This window comes from Natrinema versiforme JCM 10478 (assembly GCF_000337195.1).
In the GTDB taxonomy this organism is placed as follows: Archaea; Halobacteriota; Halobacteria; order Halobacteriales; family Natrialbaceae; genus Natrinema; species Natrinema versiforme.
This window is the reverse complement of the sequence record NZ_AOID01000015.1, coordinates 24,060-41,539: the sequence shown is the minus strand read 5'-3', so window position 1 is coordinate 41,539 and position 17,480 is coordinate 24,060. Positions and strand designations below refer to the sequence as shown.

The 17,480-nt window shown below is 65.7% G+C and carries 17 protein-coding genes; 7 read left to right on the top strand and 10 right to left on the bottom strand.

Translation table 11 applies throughout. The features are described 5' to 3' along the window. Window positions 1-40: 40 nt before the first annotated feature. The 3 genes from C489_RS04495 to pyrB all read right to left on the bottom strand — a co-directional run bounded on the left by C489_RS04495 (window position 41) and on the right by pyrB (window position 2,564). On the bottom strand, window positions 41-886 hold the full coding sequence (locus tag C489_RS04495; RefSeq protein ID WP_006429969.1) for a hypothetical protein: 846 nt from the start codon (window positions 884-886) through the stop codon (window positions 41-43). A 252-nt stretch (window positions 887-1,138) separates the two neighbouring features. Next, on the bottom strand, window positions 1,139-1,627 hold the full coding sequence (gene pyrI / locus C489_RS04490; RefSeq protein ID WP_006429967.1) for an aspartate carbamoyltransferase regulatory subunit: 489 nt from the start codon (window positions 1,625-1,627) through the stop codon (window positions 1,139-1,141). After that, window positions 1,620-2,564 carry an aspartate carbamoyltransferase gene (gene pyrB, locus C489_RS04485; RefSeq protein ID WP_006429966.1) on the bottom strand — a complete coding sequence of 315 codons (945 nt, stop codon included), beginning with the start codon at window positions 2,562-2,564 and terminating at the stop codon, window positions 1,620-1,622. The genes pyrI and pyrB overlap by 8 nt, the downstream gene beginning before the upstream one ends. Before the next feature lie 169 nt (window positions 2,565-2,733). Between pyrB and C489_RS04480 the strand changes: the two genes are divergently transcribed. Then, complete coding sequence (locus C489_RS04480) at window positions 2,734-3,360, top strand: RAD55 family ATPase (RefSeq protein ID WP_006429965.1); 627 nt, start codon at window positions 2,734-2,736, stop codon at window positions 3,358-3,360. Between the two features lie 30 nt (window positions 3,361-3,390). Here the strand turns inward: C489_RS04480 and C489_RS04475 are convergent, their stop codons facing one another. After that, window positions 3,391-4,386, bottom strand: coding sequence for a hypothetical protein (locus C489_RS04475; RefSeq protein ID WP_006429964.1), 996 nt, complete (start codon window positions 4,384-4,386; stop codon window positions 3,391-3,393). A gap of 88 nt (window positions 4,387-4,474) precedes the next feature. Next, a complete protein-coding gene (locus C489_RS04470; RefSeq protein WP_006429963.1) occupies window positions 4,475-5,440 on the bottom strand; it encodes an FKBP-type peptidyl-prolyl cis-trans isomerase in 966 nt (321 codons plus the stop codon). Between the two features lie 88 nt (window positions 5,441-5,528). On the opposite strand from C489_RS04470, the gene cyaB reads away from it, so the two are divergent. The 5 genes from cyaB to C489_RS04445 all read left to right on the top strand — a co-directional run bounded on the left by cyaB (window position 5,529) and on the right by C489_RS04445 (window position 10,951). After that, entirely contained in the window at window positions 5,529-6,071 is a 543-nt protein-coding gene (cyaB, locus tag C489_RS04465) for a class IV adenylate cyclase (RefSeq protein ID WP_006429962.1), read from the top strand. 85 nt (window positions 6,072-6,156) lie between these two features. Then, window positions 6,157-7,362, top strand: coding sequence for a methionine adenosyltransferase (locus C489_RS04460; RefSeq protein ID WP_006429961.1), 1,206 nt, complete (start codon window positions 6,157-6,159; stop codon window positions 7,360-7,362). A gap of 171 nt (window positions 7,363-7,533) precedes the next feature. Further along, window positions 7,534-8,793 (top strand): MFS transporter, encoded by a 1,260-nt coding sequence (locus C489_RS04455; protein WP_006429960.1) that lies wholly within the window; start codon window positions 7,534-7,536, stop codon window positions 8,791-8,793. Window positions 8,794-8,868: 75 nt separating this feature from the next. Further along, a complete protein-coding gene (locus C489_RS04450; RefSeq protein ID WP_006429959.1) occupies window positions 8,869-10,047 on the top strand; it encodes a tRNA sulfurtransferase in 1,179 nt (392 codons plus the stop codon). A 274-nt stretch (window positions 10,048-10,321) separates the two neighbouring features. Further along, window positions 10,322-10,951, top strand: a complete 630-nt coding sequence (locus C489_RS04445) for a DUF5804 family protein (RefSeq protein ID WP_006429958.1) — start codon at window positions 10,322-10,324, stop codon at window positions 10,949-10,951. A gap of 21 nt (window positions 10,952-10,972) precedes the next feature. On the opposite strand, the gene C489_RS04440 is transcribed toward C489_RS04445, so the two are convergent. Next, window positions 10,973-11,641 carry a hypothetical protein gene (locus tag C489_RS04440; protein ID WP_049890603.1) on the bottom strand — a complete coding sequence of 223 codons (669 nt, stop codon included), beginning with the start codon at window positions 11,639-11,641 and terminating at the stop codon, window positions 10,973-10,975. 69 nt (window positions 11,642-11,710) lie between these two features. After that, entirely contained in the window at window positions 11,711-12,694 is a 984-nt protein-coding gene (locus C489_RS04435; RefSeq protein WP_006429956.1) for a PLP-dependent cysteine synthase family protein, read from the bottom strand. A gap of 408 nt (window positions 12,695-13,102) precedes the next feature. Between C489_RS04435 and C489_RS04430 the strand changes: the two genes are divergently transcribed. Further along, a complete protein-coding gene (locus tag C489_RS04430; RefSeq protein ID WP_006429955.1) occupies window positions 13,103-13,477 on the top strand; it encodes a TlpA family protein disulfide reductase in 375 nt (124 codons plus the stop codon). A gap of 84 nt (window positions 13,478-13,561) precedes the next feature. On the opposite strand, the gene C489_RS04425 is transcribed toward C489_RS04430, so the two are convergent. The 3 genes from C489_RS04425 to thyA form a co-directional block, all read right to left on the bottom strand. Further along, complete coding sequence (locus tag C489_RS04425) at window positions 13,562-15,751, bottom strand: thioredoxin domain-containing protein (protein WP_006429954.1); 2,190 nt, start codon at window positions 15,749-15,751, stop codon at window positions 13,562-13,564. 109 nt (window positions 15,752-15,860) lie between these two features. After that, a complete protein-coding gene (locus tag C489_RS04420; RefSeq protein WP_006429953.1) occupies window positions 15,861-16,400 on the bottom strand; it encodes a dihydrofolate reductase in 540 nt (179 codons plus the stop codon). Further along, window positions 16,397-17,413 carry a thymidylate synthase gene (gene thyA / locus C489_RS04415; RefSeq protein ID WP_006429952.1) on the bottom strand — a complete coding sequence of 339 codons (1,017 nt, stop codon included), beginning with the start codon at window positions 17,411-17,413 and terminating at the stop codon, window positions 16,397-16,399. Before thyA ends, C489_RS04420 begins: the two co-directional genes overlap by 4 nt. Window positions 17,414-17,480: the final 67 nt, after the last annotated feature.

Here is a 17,480-nt window from a genome sequence, read left to right as displayed (position 1 = left end):
CAAGAACTGAGAACCGACCGTCTCCGCCGGCGGCTCGCGGTTACCCGTCGGAGTCGGAACCCGGGTTGCCGTGTGTCACGCCGTCGCGTTCGTCGGCTTGCATCCGACGCAGCGCCGCGCGCCCGTTGCTCGCCTCGTAGCCGAAGAAGACCCCGTTACCGTACTCTTCGGCGACCTCGACCGCGTGGATCAGGTTGTCGACATCGACGTTGACCGCGTACAGTTCGATATCGAACGGCGTCTCGAGCGCGCTTTCGAAGCCCTTCGCGATCGTCTCGAGCCAGTAGGTCGTCCCGTAGGCCGTATCGTACAGCGGCACGACGAACTCGTCGACGTACTGCTCGATGGCCTCGAGGTCGATCCCGGCGCGCTCGTAGAGGTGGCCGGGGTAGGGATCGGGGTAGAGGGTCATGTAGACCGTCCCGGGGATGCGGTCGGCGGCTTCCGCGACGAACTCGGTGATGACGCTGGCTCGCCACTCCATGCGGTCATCGTACTCGCTCTGTTCGAAGTCGCGCTCACAGACGCCACACCGGCAGTACTCCGCGCGGGGAAAGCCGATATCGTCGAGACGAACGTCCTCGTTTGCGGCGACGCAGTCGTCGATGATTTCGAAGAGCCCCTCTCGATAGTCCTCCCGGGAGGGGCAGATATAGGCCCAGTCGAAGTACGACCGCTCGCGGTCGGCTGGCCGCCCCATGTCGTCGACGGGGAGCAGCGATGGGTCGGCGTCGGCGGCGGCGTTGTCGCCGAAACAGGAGACCATGTTTACCCCGTCTTCGATCGGTTCGGCGGACCTGCCGGTCACGTCTTTGACCTCGTAGAAACCGCGGTCGAACTCCGGCCACCGTACTTCTTCGGCGTTACGGGTGACGACGCCGTACATAACTCAGTGTACGCCGCCGTCCCCCTAAGCGATTCGGAATCGAGTGCTACTCTTCGGCCGGTTCGAAATCGACTTCGACGTCCGACGAGCCGCCGAAGGCGACCTTATAGAGGACGGCGATGACGAACAGGGCGAGTACGATCTTGACGGTACGTGACATGTACGAGTAGAGAATGCGTCGGCAAACACTTAGCTATTCTGGATGGTCTTCCGACCGTGAAAGGCCTCCCACGAGCGCCGCGGTCGCCCTGCTCAGGTATCGATCAGCGACGCGATCTCGTCGCGGACGATCGTCTCGCAGTACGAGCAGCGGACGCCGTCCTCGAGGACCGAGAACCGCGAGATCACGGGCTCGTCGCCGGTCGTGATACAGCCGGCGTTGGGACAGGAGAGCACGCCCTCGACGACGCCGGGACGCTCGACGCGGTGTTTCTCGACGACATCGTAGTTCCGGACGATGTTGATCGTCGCGTCGGGCGCGATCAGCGAGAGGACGTCGACCTCGTCCTGACTCAGCTCGCGGCCCTCGACCTTGACGATGTCTTTGCGCGCAAAGCGGTTGGAGGGGACGTTCATCCCGACCGAGACCTCCTCGCCGTTAGTGCCGTCGATGCCCAGAATCGCGAGGACGTTCAGCGCCTGCCCGCCGCGGACGTGATCGATGACGGTGCCGTCACGGATCTTGCTGACGCGCAGTTCGTGGTCGGCGTCGCCGTCGTGGTGGTCGTGTTCGTCACTCATCGGCCTCACCCCGGATTCCCTTGTCGTCGCTCAACAGGAGGTCGAGCAGCGCCATCCGAACCGGGACGCCGTTGTGCGCCTGTTCGAAGTAGGCTGCGTGATCGGTCTCGTCGATCTCGGGTGCGATCTCGTCGACGCGAGGCAGCGGATGCATTATCGTCAGATCGTCGCTCGCAGCCTCGAGCGTGTCGGCGTCGATCTGGTACTCGCCGGCAATCTTCTGGTACTCGTTCTCGTCGGGGAACCGCTCGCGCTGAATCCGGGTGACGTAGAGCACGTCGAGCGAGGGCAGGATCTCCTCGAGGGAGTCGTGTTCACGGATTCCCGCGCCGTCCTGTTGCTGGTGGAGGTCGTAGACGACCTCCCGTGGCAACTGCAGACTCTCCGGACTGATGAAGTGTTGCTGGGTCTCGAAGTTCGTCAGCGCGTAGGCCAGCGAGTGGACGGTCCGGCCGTACTTCAGGTCGCCCATGATACCGATCGTCAGGTCGTCCAGCCCGGCGTTTTCCCGGATCGTGTAGAGATCGAGCATCGTCTGGGTCGGGTGATGTCCCGCGCCGTCGCCCGCGTTCAGCAGCGGCACGTCGACGAACTCGCTGGCCATCGTCGCCGCGCCCTGCTTTGGATGGCGCACGACGAGCGCGTCGGCGTAGCCCTCGATGACCCGGACGGTGTCGGCGAGCGTTTCTCCCTTTTTCACGCTCGAGGAGTCGACCGGCCCCATGTCGACGATGTCGCCGCCGAGACGTTTCATGGCGGTTTCGAAGCTCATCTTCGTCCGCGTGCTCGGCTCGAAAAAGAGCAGCCCCAGCAGCGTTTCCGCGTGCCGTCCGGCGACGGACGACGGATCGGCGTCGATCTCGGACGCGTGGTCGAGGACGGTTTCGATGTCCTCCCGGGAGAGTTGTTTGCTCGTGATGAGGTGATCGTGGCGCATTCGTTCGTGTAGGCTGTGGCGTGCCCCTTGAATCTCTCCATTCGGTGACGCCCGGGTCGCGGACCGAAACCGAACCGGCCCGTCGCCGTCCCCACCGATCCATGGTATCAGTGACCGTGAATATAAGGCAAAGAGTTATACAGACACTACAGCTATTGATCATAATTGTATGGTCGGTCGGCTAGAGACGGGAATCGACGTGCTCGATCGGAAACTCGACGGCGGGCTTCCGCCGGGGTGTATCGTCGCGTACACCGGTGAGCCGGCCAGCCAGTCCGAACTCCTCCTGTACGAACTCACGGCCGCACGCGGAACGCTGTACCTCTCGACGGAACGCTCCGACGACGCCGTGCGCCACGCCATCGAGACCTCCCCGTCCTCGGTCGGCAGCCCAACTGTCAGACACGTCACAGGTGACGACCCGCTCGAGGAGGCGACCCGACTCATCGGCGCGCTCCCCGACGGTGCCAACCTCATCATCGACACGATGGACGTCCTCGAGCGGGCCGACACGGACGCGTACGTCACTTTCCTCAACGAACTCAAAACGAAGATGCTCGAGACCGGCAGCATCGCCGTCCTCCACTGTCTGAAAGCCGACGACGAACCCGAAAACCGGTCCCGAACCTACCACGCCGCCGACGCCGTCTTCGATCTCCGGACCGAAATCGCCGGCACCGAACTCGAGAACCACCTGACGATCCCGAAGTTCCGCGGCGGGAGCCAGCCGACCGACGCGATCAAACTCGAACTCACCGAAGAGGTGGCGATCGACACGAGCCGCGACATCGCGTGACCCACGGCCCGGTGGGCCGCTCACCGCTGGTCACACCTCTTGTTCCGGTGTCGTAAACGGCGTGATTGCGGCGGTCCGTTCGGTGACCGTCGCCGTCCGCAGGATATAGGAAAAGAGCACCGCCAGCGGGAAGACGCCGACGGCGACGACGATCGGAAAGACGACCGCACGGACCGTCCGCCCGAACGGCGGCCCCGACGGCACGGTCATCACGAACAGAGCGGCGATCGCAGTGCCGACCGCCGGAATCCCGGCGTAAAACAGGGATCGCGAGAGCCGGGAGAGTTCGACCTGCAGGTAGACGGACTTAAAGTACTGTCTGGCGATGTCCAGTTCCCGCAATCGATTCAGCAGGTCGTCGATCGCCTCGTCCGTGTCCGCGGCACTCTCGTCGCCGCGTGCGCGTCGGAACTCCTCGAGTCGCTGTATCTCGTGGGCGAAGTTCGTCTCGAGCATCGTCGACAGCGTGTTGAAGATCCCGGCATCCGACTCCGCGACGAGTCCGTCGATCCGGTCGAACTCGCCCGTGAGGTCCGTGACGATCTCGTCGATTTCCTCGCGGGCATCGGCCGAGAGTCCGTCGACCGCCGCCCCGCCGAGCCGCTGGGCGTCCCGGCGCGCGCTCTCGACGACGAGGCGGAGAAACCCCGATGGCTCCGCCGGCGCGGGTCGGTTCGACACCGCTTCGACCTCCTCGCGGTAGTCCACGGTGTCCTCGATCTCGGACTCGAGTTCGCCCGGCGACTGCAACTCCTGTGAGAGCAACAGCTGATTGATCGAGACGACGACGGTTATCAGCGTGAAGTTGCCCGAGATCAAGCCGCTGAACGCGTAGAACAGCGGCTGTGTGTCTGCGATCGGGGCGACGCCGGCGATCGAGAAGGCAACGTACGTGATCCCGAACGCGGCCGCGACGCCAGCGGCGATCACGAATCGGTCGCCATCGAGGAGTAGCCACTGTTTGAATCGGCCGCGTCGGGTCTCAGACGCCGGCTTCGCCCTGCCATCGCTCCTCGAGTCGACCATCGCGGTCGCTCGGAGCGTACGGGCTCGCGGGCGAAAAAGTCGATCCGCGCAAGATCCGGTCGACGGAGACCGGTGGCTGCAGGTCGCGTTACTCTTCTGCGCCTTCGAGTTCGTCGACGATCTCGTCGGCATCGACGTCGGCGTCCTCGAGGGCCTCCTCGATGTCGCCGCCGCCCATACCGCCCATGCCGCCCATCATACCGCCCATGCCCATGCCACCCATGCCGTCGATGACTTCCTGGACGATGACGCGGTCGACGCCGACCTTGTCGATGATGTCTTGGCCGATCTGCTGTTTGCCCATCATCCACTGCTGGTTCATGGTCATCTGGGGCGTGGCCTCGAGGTAGAGCGTCTCCTTCTCGACGGTCTCGGTCTCGAACTCGGGCTCAGCGTCCTCGTCGTCCTCGTCGGGTTCGACGGGGACCTCTTCCTCGACTTCGTCCGTCTCGATCCAGAGCTCGGGCTCCATCCCGAGGTACATCTCGAAGAGGCCGCTCGCCTGCTGTTCGCGGTCGTCGACCTCGTCGGCGACGGTGTACTCGTACTCGACGTCCTCGCCGGCCAGCGGGTGGTTGAAGTCCACGCGGGCGCGGCCGCCGATGATCGTGCTGATGTAGCCCTGCTCGCCCTCGATCGTGACGTTCGCGCCGGGGTAGCGGTCGTCCTCGTCGATCTTCTCGGCGCTGACGGTCTGGACATCGTCCGGGTCGTACTCGCCGAAGGCGTCCTCGGCGGCGATCGTCACGGTGCCGGAGTCGCCGGGTTCGGAGCCGATGATGGCCTCTTCGACGCCCTCGAAGATGTGGCCCTCACCGAGAACGATCGTTCGCGGCTTGAACTCCTGGCCCTGCTCGTCGACGCCCTCTTCCTCGGCGACCTCGGGATCGGTCGTGTCGACCAGCTGTTCGTCTTCGGTGGTGTACGCCGTGTATTCGAGTTCGACGAAATCGCCTTCTTGAAGCCCCTCGGCTTCGTCGGCTGCGTCCTCGCTTACTTCTTCATCGACGTCATCGGCCTGCTCCTCGAGCTCGGCCTCTTGTTCCTCGGTCATACGTGGTACGTCCGGCCGTCTACATTTAAGTACCGCGTTTTCGAGCGAGAGCGACCGATACTTACGACCGCCGTCCGTCCACCCGCCCATGTACGAGGTCGAAGTAAAGGTTCCCGCCGATCTCGCGGTCGTCCGGGACCGTCTCGCGGCGCTCGAGGCGATATCCGAGGGCGCGGTCGTGCAGGTCGACACCTACTACGACGCGCCCCATCGGGAGTTCGCCGAGACCGACGAGGCGCTGCGAATCCGCTCGGAGCGGCCCGAGGACGGCGATGCGGAGACCCGAGTCACCTACAAGGGGCCGCTCGTCGACGACGAGTCCAAGACCCGCGAGGAGGTCGAGACGAGCGTCGCGGACCGCGAGAAGACCGACGCGATCCTGACGAACCTCGGCTTCGAGCCCGCCGCGACGGTCCGGAAAGAGCGCGAGCGGTTCTCGCTCGCGGGCTACACCGTCACTCTCGACTCGGTCGACGATGTCGGCGAGTACGTCGAGGTCGAGACCGAGGTCGAAGACGAATCGGAACTCGAGGCGGCTCGCGAGGGTGCCTACGACATCCTCGAGCGATTAGAGCTCGACCCGGACGACCAGCTTAGGACCTCGTATCTCGGCTTGCTGCTCGCGTCCTGAGCCGGCGGGCGCATAACTCGAGGGTATTTTCTGACCCGTATCTGTTTCCGCAAGTTATACGACTCCGCTCGGTCAAGTCCCGGCAATGAGCGAGCGGAACATTCGGATCGAGTCTATCGATCGACAAGCCGTCGAGGATCAGGAGGTCGAAATCGTCGAGCGAAAGGGGATCGGGCATCCCGACTCCATCTGCGACGGGATCGCCGAGAGCGTCGCGGGAGCGCTCGCACGCGAGTACTTGGACCGCGTCGGCGAGGTGTTACACTTCAACACCGACGAGACCCAACTCGTCGCGGGCGAGGCCGCGCCCGCCTTCGGCGGCGGCGAAGTCATCGACCCCATCTATCTGCTGATCGTCGGCCGCGCGACCAAACACTACGAGGGCCAGACCATCCCCGCCGAGACCATCGCGCTGCGCGCGGCACGGGAGTACCTCGAGGAGAACATTCCCCAGCTGACCGTCGGCGAGGACATCGTCGTCGACGTGAAACTCGGCGAGGGCAGCGGCGATCTGCAGGAGGTCTTCGGCGAGGACGAAGTGTCCGTTCCGATGGCAAACGACACCAGTTTCGGCGTCGGCCACGCGCCCCTGACCGAGACCGAACGGATCGTCCTCGAGGCCGAGCACCGGCTGAACGGCGAGTACGCGGACGAAAATCCGGAGCTCGGTCCTGACGTGAAGCTCATGGGCAAGCGCGAGGGCGACGAGATCGACGTCACCGTCGCGGCGGCGATGGTCGACGAGTACATCGCCGACCTCGACGAGTACGTCGAGGCCGTCGAGTCGGTCCGCGAGTTCGTCGACGGCGTCGCGCGCGAACACACCGATCGCGACGTCGACGTCCACGTCAACACGGCCGACGACTACGACGAGGGCTCGATCTATCTCACCGTCACCGGCACCTCCGCCGAGCAGGGCGACGACGGCTCCGTCGGCCGGGGCAATCGCGCGAACGGGCTCATCACGCCCAACCGCTCGATGTCGATGGAAGCGACCAGCGGCAAGAACCCCGTCAACCACATCGGGAAGATCTACAACCTGCTCTCGACGGAAATCGCCGAGGGCGTCGTGAGCGAGGTCGACGGCATCCGCGACCTGCGCGTGCGGCTCCTGAGCCAGATCGGCCGGCCGATCGACCAGCCCCACGTCGCCGACGTGCAGGTCGTCACCGACGAGGGCGTCGCGGTCTCGGACGTCGAGGACGATGCCGAAGCGATCGTCGACCGCGAACTCGCGGACGTGACCGAGATCACGCGCAGCGTGATCGAGGGCGAGCTGTCGACGTTCTGAGTCGCGGTTTTTCTACGCACACGTCGTTTCCTCGAGACCGGTCCGGCTTCGGTACCGGTCTAGATCCGTTACCGCGAGTCAGTACCCGAAACCGGCACGGCGAGTGTGCTGCCCGAATACTCAAGAACGGGCCCGGTGTACCGGGTTCCGAATCGAAACAGGAGACCGCGAATGGCAGACTCGAGTTCCGAATCGACCGCCCGTCCCGTCGTCTACGCCGTCGTCGCGAGCACCTTCTTCGTCGGCTTCGGCGGCGGCGTCGTCTTTCCGATCCTGCCGAACCTCGGCGAAGTGTTGGGAATCTCGGCCTTTCTGGTCGGCGTTATCCTCTCTGCGAACCGGTGGACGCGGCTGGTGGCGAACGGGCCGGCCGGCGTGTTGGTCGACCGGATCGGCACCCGAAAGCCGTTCGTCGTCGGGTTGGCGATCGAGGGACTCGCCACGTTCGGCTACGTCGTCGCGATCGAGTCCGCGATGCCGGAGGTCTGGTTCATCCTCGCGCGGATCATGTGGGGGATCGGGAGTTCGCTCGTGTTCGCGACGGCCTATACGATCACCGCCGACGTCAGCGAGGCCACCACGCGGGGAACGAGCATGGGCATCGTCCGGGCCGGGATCACCTTCGGCTTCCCCGCCGGCATGGTGCTCGGCGGGATCGTCAGCGAACTCCGTGGGAACGTGACCGCGTTCGTCCTCGCGGCCTCCTTTGCTGCCCTCGCGAGCGTCATCGCCTTCTTCATCGTCCCCGAGACCCACGTCGAATCCGCGGACTCGTCGATCAAACCGTGGGACCTCGAGACCACGCTCCCCGCGCTCACCGTCGGACTGGTCAACTTCGGGCTCTACTTCGCCTACATCGGCGTGCTCTTCTCGACGCTCGTCCTGTACCTCGAGGTCAAAACGCTCACCCTCTCGCTCGAGTTCGCGGGCTACGGCATCGACTACGGCGAACAGGGAACGTCCGGACTGTTGATGGCGGTGTCGGCCCTCTCCGGTGCGGTCTTTACCGTCTCCGGGGGAAAGATCAGCGACGCCGTCGGCGCGCGCATGCCCGTGCTCCTCGCCTTCCTCGCGACTAGCTGTGCCGGGTTCGTCGTCCTCACGGTCGCGCCCTCCTTCGGTGCCGTCGTCCTCGCCTGTGGGCTGATCGGCGCGGGGCAGGGCGGCGTCGGCGGCCCGTTGACGGCCCTGCTCGCGGACCTCACGCCCGAGGATCGCATGGGCAGAGCGATGGGGACTAACAACATCTTCGGCGACGTGGGCGGCGGTCTGGGACCGCTGATCTCCTTGCCGTTCGCTAACACGGTCGGGTTCGACGTGCTGTACGCTCTCAGCGCGGTCGTCCCGCTGGTGGCCGGCGTCGTTCTCGTCGCCGGCATCTACAGCTACACGGCCCGTCTGAGTCCGACGGTCGAGGAATCCGTCGTCTGAGCCCCGCTCCGTCGTGACTCGAGCCCGATACCGTCCTCGTAACCCCCTTATAGTCGCGGCCGTCTATCACAGTCCATGCATCCGCCGGGAGCCGATACGGTCCTCATCCGCCACGGGGACCTCAACACCAAGAGCAACACCGTCAAGCGGTACATGGAGGGGCTCCTCGTCGAGAACCTCGAAGCCCTCCTCGCCGAGCGGTCGATCCCCGGCGAGGTCGAGCGCCGGTGGAACCGACCGCTGGTCCACACGGACCCGGAGGCCGTCGAGGCCGCGACCGCGGCCGCAGCGGACACCTTCGGCGTCGTCTCCGCCAGCCCCGCCCTGACCGTCAGCACGGAAAAGGCGCGGATCCTCGAGGCGCTCGAGGAGACCGCCCGCGAGCACTACGATGGCGGGACGTTCGCGGTCGACGCCCGCCGCTCGGACAAGAGTCTGCCCTACGATAGCGAGGACCTGGCCCGCGAGGCCGGGACCGCGATCTGGGAGACCGTCGAAGACGAGTTCGAGCCCGAAGTCGATCTCGACGATCCAGACCTGACCTTCGGCGTCGAAGTCCGCGAGGACATCGCCTTCGTCTACCTCGAGCAGGTAGATGGCCCGGGCGGGCTGCCGCTCGGCTCGCAGGAGCCGGTCGTCGCGCTGGTCAGCGGCGGCATCGACTCGCCGGTCGCGGCCTACGAGATGATGAAACGCGGTAGTCCGGTCGTCCCGGCCTACGTCGACCTCGGCGACTACGGCGGGATCGACCACGAAGCTCGCGCCATGGAAACGGTCCGACTCCTCTCGGAATACGCGCCGACATTCGATATGCAGGTCTACCGGATTCCGGGCGGCGAGACCGTCGACCTGCTGGTCGACGAGATGGAACAGGGCCGCATGCTCTCGCTCCGGCGATTCTTCTACCGCGCCGCCGAATCGCTTGCCGAACGCGTCGACGCCAACGGCATCGTCACCGGCGAGGCCGCCGGGCAGAAGTCGAGCCAGACGATTCGGAACCTCGGCGTCACCAGCCGCGCGACCCGACTCCCGATCCACCGCCCGCTGTTGTCTCGAGACAAACAGTACATCGTCGCACAAGCCCGCGAGATCGGTACCTACACCGACTCGACGATGAACGCCGGCTGTAACCGCGTGACCCCCGATCAGGTCGAAACCAACGCCCGGCTGAAACCGCTGCTCGAGGCCGAGCCGGACGACCTGCTCGAGCGGGCCGAAGAAGCGGCAACACAGGCGGAACTCGTCGAACCATAAACTCGGACGGTCTCTCTCTGCTCGTCGCTGACTCAGCTAGCCACCGCCGGGTGGGACTGAAAGAGGCTGGCTCTCTCGAGGAAGACGGGCGACGTAAGCACTGTCCGAACGCAGTGAGGACAGCGCGCAGCGAGCCCCTCGACTCGAGAGAGACAAGGGCTTTCAATGCGGTCGCGGTTCCGGAGAGAGCCGCATTGTGGGTCGCGTTCGATCTCTCGAGAATCCCATCTAGAAGCCGAAACCGACATTACACCGTCGCTCCCACCACAATATAGTGACCCGCGTCTGTCTCATCGGCGAGGCCGGGACCAACCTCCAGTACGAACTGCTCTCCCGCGAGACGGCTCGCGAAGCGCTGGCGACGTACGACTTGGCGCGGCCGTTCGAGAACTCGATCGCCGTCCGCACGGTCAGCGTCGGCGCTGCCGTCTCGCTGCTGAACGATCTCAACTGGTATCTGACTCGATTCGTCGACGAGGTTCTCGTCCAAGAACCGAGCATCAGCGACGGCGAGTGGCTCTCGCGGCCGCTGGCCGAAGCGCTCCGCAACGGCGATATCGAACCCGCGGCGACGGCCGAATTCTGCAAAATATACGGCCTCGAGCGAGTCGCGCCGGAATCCGAGTCAGCCGACGACGCCGGGGACGGGGCCGCCGACTCGCGTCCGGCTACTGAATCCAGCCCGAACGCGGCTGCCGACTCCGTGAGCGGGGTCGACGGTGGGACGACCGCAGCCAGTGACGGCTCCAAGGAGCCCGACCGGACGGACGTCACAGCACCGACGTATCGGCTCGTCGAGCCGCTGTACGTCCGCCGGACCGACGGCGAGATCCCCGAATACGATCTCCGGGACGTCGAGGACACACTCGTCGTCCGGCTGACCGAGGCGGAATACGCGCCGTAACTCGCCGCTCGAGCCGCCGCGTTACTCGCTGTCCGAGTCGCTATCGGTGGCGTTGTCGGTTCCGCCGTCGTTCCCGCTCGTGCTTTCGGAGACGCTCTGGCTGGCCGTCGCGATCCCGTGGGATTGTCCGTGTCGGTCCCTGATACTAACCGAGAGCTTCGACAGCGGCTCGGACTCGAAGGTCGCCCGAACGAGTCGGCCGACGGTCGTCTCCTGGGTGGCACAGGCCTCCTTCTCGTCGGCCGTCTCCTCTACCGCCGCCCTGAGCGCGAGGGAATCGTCGTTTTCCTCGCTCTCGTCGATCCCGATCGACTCGAGATGCATCTCGTGACACGGGTCGGGCGCGCCGGCCTCGAGTTTGACCAGCACCGATGTCTCGAAGTCGGTGTCCTCGACGAAGCCGGTCAGCGACTCGGGCGGGGACTCGCGCAGGGAAAGCCAGTCGTCGGCTGCACTCCGGTCTTGGAGCAACTCGGCACTCGGCGATGTCGTTCGGTCCGGGGACTGGAAGGCGTGGGTTTCGTAGCCGGCCAGCGCGTCGGGGAGGTCGTCGTTTTCGGTATCCTCGGGATCGCTGGTTCCGTCGTCGCTGGGCGACCCTTCGTCCTCATCGCCGCTGAGACAGCCGGCCGACAGCGCGATCAGCGACGCCGTACCGCCCAATACCGCTCGTCTGGAGGGGCATGTCATCGGATCTGAGTGTACGGGGCAGTACGTAAAAGGGGTTCGGGTAGGTAAAAGAGCGCTTTTCGTCGCGGCTCAGTCGAAGAGGCCGGTCGAGAGGTAGCGCTCGCCGCTGTCCCAGAAGACGGTGACGACCAGCGGGCAGTCGTCGGCCGCCCGGCCGCCGTCCGTTTCGGGGGAGGCCGGCTCCGTCCCCTCGTCGAACGCGGTCGGGACCTCCGGACACTCGAGGTCCGGTTCGGCTATCTCCCGAGCGATGCGCTGGGAGACGAGACTCGTCGCGCCGCTCGACTGGCCCACGAGGACGCCCTCGTCGCGGGCGAGCCGACGGCACTCTTCTTCGGCGTCCTCGAGTTTCACGGTCTCGACGCGGTCGATAAGATCGAGATCGAGGTTGTCGCTGACGAAGCCGGGGCCCATCCCCTGGAAGTTATCGTGCCCGGACTCGCCGGTCGAGAGAACGGCGTTTCGCGCGGGTTCGACCGCGATGATCTCCATCTCGGGGAACTCCTCGCGGAGCCGGCGTCCGATGCCCGAAATCGTTCCCCCGGTGCCGACGCCGGCGACGAAGGCGTCGATCTCCCGGTCGCCGACCTGCTCGAGGATCTCCGGCCCGGTCGTCTTGTAGTGGGCCTCGGGGTTCGCGGGGTTTTCGAACTGGCCGAGTTGGACCGCGCCTTCGGCCTCGAGTGCTTCGGCCCGAGCGCGGGCGTCTTCCATGTCGCCGTCGACTAACTCGAGGTCAGCGCCGTAGGCGGCCATGACCTGTCGGCGCTCCTTCGATTTGTCCGAGGGCATGACGATCGTCAGGTCGTAGCCGCGGGCGGCCGCGACGAGCGCGAGGCCGATGCCGGTGTTCCCGCTCGTGGGTTCGACGAGCCAGTCGCCGGGTTCGATCAGGCCGTCGCGTTCGGCGGCCCGAACCATCTCGCGGGCCGGCCGGTCCTTGGCCGAGCCGCCGGGGTTGAACGATTCGATCTTGGCAGCGATCGTTGCACCCTCCGGCGAGTCGACCTGGACGAGCGGCGACCCGATGGTGTCCAGGATGCTCCCTTTCATTGGCCAGCCATTGGAAGTCGAGACGTATACTGTTTGCTGTAGCGAGTTACACGAAGTCGCCAGTGTCGGCGACTTCGGTTACTGACTTACAGGCAACAGTCTCGCCCGTACCGGACCTCGGCAGGACTGCCGACTATTTCGTTTCGTGTTCGAAACGCGATGTCGAGGGCCGCAACCACCTCGAAAGCCCCTGCCACGCTCGAGTCGGGCGGCTCGCTGTGGTCCTCGGTCGCTCGTCCCTCGCTCCCTGCGGTCCTTGCGTCGCCGTCCGTCCCCGAGCGCGGCAGCCCCTTTCAGTCCCACCCGGCAGTGGATGGTCGACCAGCTACGAGCAATTGGGTAGCCACTCGAGCGAAAGCGGCCGTCGGAAACACCGCGGTTAAGCCCGCCGAGACGTAACCCGTGCGTATGAGTCTCGAGACCATGCGGCCGAACCCCACGTGGGACGCGGCGTCCTACGAGGACGCAGTCGACACGCTCGCAGCGCACAACGACGAACTGGTGTACAAGGTCTGGGGCGGCGACTGGTGTAAGGACTGTCGCGCCCTGCTCCCCGATTTCGGCGCGGCGCTCGAGGCCGCCGAGGTGCCCGACGATCGCATCGAGGAAGTCAACGTCGATCAGGACAAGCAGGGGCCGGGCGTCGAGGAGTACGACATCGAGTACATCCCGACGATCGTGGTCGAGAACGACGCGGGCGAGGAGATCGTCCGCTTCGTCGAGGAGGAGGACGTGCCGCCGGCGGTCTGGCTCGCCGACCAACTCGAGGCCGAACTGGCGTAAACTCCGTTTCGGGCTCGAGTCGCGGTATCTATCGTTTCCAAATCAGGACTGTTCCGCCGTGAAGCGGATCGATTCAGCGACGGCTTAGAACGGACTCCCCGACTCCTCGACTGACGACGCGCTCGAGCCCTCGACTGCCGCGTTCTCGCCCAGCCACTCGAGCGCCTCGGTCACCTCGTGAGTCGGCGGCGAACACGTCCGATCGCGACAGACGTACAGCGTCGGCTCGCCGTCGCGGGCCTCGCGGCCGGCCCAGATCGGCGGGGCGTCGTCGAGCCCCAGCGTCTCGAGCCAGTCGTCGAGCCCCGCCTCGGTCGGCGGCCGTCGCGCGAACAGCCGGTCGGGCAAGTACCGCGACGCGAACCCTTCGCGCCACTCGGTCGGCAACTCGTCCGCCGCGACCGTCACCTCAAGCGCGCCGGCCGCGAGCCGGTCGGCGGCGAGACAGAGCGTCGCGTGCTCGAGCGCGCTCGACTCGAGTTTGTTCGCGTGGGTCTCGAGGACGGTCGCCGCGATGTCCTCGAAGTCCTCGTCTGCGAACTCGTCGAGAGCGAGCAGGACTTCGACCGCCACGCCGGTCGCGGACGGCGTCGACTGGTCGCCGAGTTCTTGGGGCCGGGTGACCAGCGACTCGCCGCTCTCGGGCGTGAAGTAGAGCGTGCCGCGGTCTTCGTCCCAGAACTCGGCCTCGATGACGCGGGCCAACTCGAGCGCGAACGCGAGGTGGGCGACCTCGCCGGTCGCCTGATAGCAGTCCAGTGCGCCCCGCGCGAGGAAGGCGTAGTCCTCGAGATAGCCGTCGACCTTGACATCCCCGTCTTTGTAGCGTCGCGAAAGCCGCTGGTCGGCCTCGTTCCAGAGGCGATCGCGGACGAACTCGAGGGCGTCGACGGCGGTCGCGGCGTAGTCGTCCGCGCCCAGTACGAGCGCCGCCTCGGCGTAGGTCGAAATCAGCAGTCCGTTCCAGCCGGCGAGGACCTTCTCGTCACGGGCGGGCCGCGGTCGCTCCTCGCGAGCCTCGAACAGCGTCTGGCGGGCCGAATCGAGGCGCTTCAGGATCTCGCTTTCCTCGAGATCGAACTGGTCGGCGAGTTCCGACACGGTCGCCACGCGGTTCGGCTGGTTCCGTCCCTCGAAGTTGCCCGACTCCGAAATATCGAATCGGGCACAGAAGAGCGCGGCGTCGGTCTCGCTCTCGAGTGCCTCGTGTACGTCCTCGGGCGTCCAGACGTAGAACGCGCCCTCTTCGTGCTCGCCGGTCTCGGGCGACTCGCTCTGGGCGTCGAGCGTGCTGAAGAAGCCGCCCTCGTCGTGGGTCAGTTCCCGATCGACGAACTCGAGCGTTTCCGAGACGACGGTGGCATAGCGGTCTTCGCCCGTCAACTGGTAGCCCGAGAGGAACGCCCGTGGGATCTCGGCGTTGTCGTATAGCATCTTCTCGAAGTGAGGGACCGTCCAGTCCCGATCGACGCAGTACCGGTGGAACCCGCCGCCGACGTGGTCGTAGAGCCCGCCCGCGGCCATCGCGTCCAGTGTCTCCTCGAAGACCTCGAGATACTCCTCGCGACCGGTGCGGTCGTAGGCCCGTGCGAGGACGCGCAGTCGCGACGGCTGGGGGAACTTCTGGCCGGAGCCGAACCCACCGTGTTGACGGTCGGCGCTGCGGAGCACCATGTCCGCGGCCGTCTCGAGCACGTCGCTCGAGGGCGGCGCTGCTCCGGTTCCCGCCCCCGCGGCGTCCGGGGTCTCCTCGAGTTGGTCTTTCGCGGCGTCGGTCCACTGCTCGGCGCGGTTTTCCATCTCCGCGCGGTCCTCTTCGCTCTCCCACGAGTCGCTGATCCGCTCACAGAGATCGAGGAATCCGGGCTGGCCCTGCTTGCCCTCCCGCGGGAAGTAGGTCCCGACGAAAAACGGCTTCCCCTCGGGGGTGAGCCACGCCGAGAGCGGCCAGCCGCCCCGGCCGGTCACGAGCTGGCAGACGGTCATGTAGATGCTGTCGACGTCCGGGCGCTCCTCGCGGTCGACCTTGATCGGGACGAAGTTCTCGTTGAGCACCTCGGCGACCGCCTCGTCCTCGAAGCTCTCGTCCTCCATGACGTGACACCAGTGACACGCCGAGTAGCCGATCGAGAGGAAGATGGGGACGTTGCGTTCCTTGGCGGCCGCCAAGGCCGCCTCGTCCCACGGCTGCCAGTTAACGGGGTTGTCCGCGTGCTGGCGCAGATACGGGCTCTCCTCCTCGTCGAGCCGGTTGCGCCGGGTCGGGTCGGTCATGGCCGGTCCTACGGCCGGCGCGGCTAAAAGACACAGGTGATCCGAACTCGAGCGGTCACCGTCCCCGTTCCCGAATCAGTGACTGCAGTTGTCGGCACGGATCGGTCGGTTACCGCTCGCGGACGTACTCGACGAACGCGAACCCGTCACGCTCGTCTCGAGACGCCTCGTCGAACGCGTCCCGATCCCAGTCGGGGAAGTAGGTATCGCCCTCGTGCGCGTCGTGAATCTCTGTCAGGACCAGCCGATCGACCGCGGGGAGGAACTGCTCGTAGACGGTCGCGCCACCGGCGACGAAGATTCGGTCGGCATCCTCGTGGCGCTCTCGAGCGGCCGTCTCGGCCGCGTCGACGGCATCCTCGAGATCGTGTGCCACCACGGCTCCTTCAGGCGTCTCGAGGTCCTGATTCGTCAGGACGACTGTCGTCCGGCCGGGCAGCGGTTCGCCCAGCGTCTCGAGGATGCCCTCGTAAGTCACCCGGCCCATGATGACGGGGTGATCCGTCGTCGTCTCTTTGAAGTGCTGCAGATCGGCGGGGACGTGCCACGGCATGTCGCCGTCGGCCCCGATGACGCCGTTGTCGGCGACGGCTGCGATGGCGACGAGGTCGCGGTCGGTCGCCGACAGCGCGTCTCGAGCCTCGCTCATTCGGCCACCGAAAACTCGAGGCCGTCGTGTGACTCGTAGTCACGAAGCTCGACGTCCTCGTAGGACAGGTCGTCGATCGAGACGTCCGCGACCTCGAGGGTCGGGCGCTCGAGGGGCTCCCGGGAGAGCTGTTCGAGCAACCCGGGGACGTGATCGAGGCGTTCGTCGCCCTCGGCTTCATCGGGCGCTTCGGACTCGAGCCACTCGCGAACCTCCAGATACTCCTCGCGGTCGTCCACGTCGGCGAGCTTGGACTGGAGCGCCTCGAGATTGTCGGCATACCAGTCGCCGCGGTCGCCGCGGCCGCAGTAGACGTGCGTGTCGACGACGGTGTGGGCGAAGGTGCCCGGTTCGAAGCCGGTCTGCTGAGCGATCACTTTGGTCAGCAGCGCGTAGGCCGCGATGTTGAACGGAATGCCGAGTGCAGTATCCCCCGAGCGCTGTGTCAGATGGCAGTTCAGCCGGTCGCCCTGGACGTTGAAGACGAACGAATAGTGACATGGCGGCAGCGTCGAGACGGCGGCGTTGGCGGGGTGCCACGCGTTGACCACGAGCCGTCGCGAGTTCGGTGAATCGGAAAGTGTGTCGATGACGTACTGTAATTGGTCGAAGGTCGTCCGGCCGTCTTCCTCCTCGGTGACCCACTGTTGGATCTCGTCCGGCCAGGACTCGCCCTCGAGTCGGTCGTCTCCCTCCGGGACTGGGAACCGACGCCAGAAGCGGCCGTACGCGGTGTCGAGAAGTCCGTCCTCGTCGGCCCACGCGTCCCAGATCTTGGTCTCCTCGCGGAGGTTTCGGATATGTTCCTCGCCGGAGAGATACCAGCAGACCTCGTGGAGCATCGAGTTCCAGCGGTAGCCGTCCATCTCCTTGGTGGTGAGCAGCGGATACCCCTCCTGGAGGTCGACCTCGTAGTGTTCGCTGAACGACGAAATCGTGTCGACGCCAGTCCGATTGGGCTTGTGGGTCCCCTCTGAGAGAACCGTGTCGACGAGCTCGAGGTACTGTTGCATTACCGCGCCATTCGAAGTCCCCAACTAAAGACTTGACTTCTCGTCGAAAGAGAGCAAAATCCCCGTC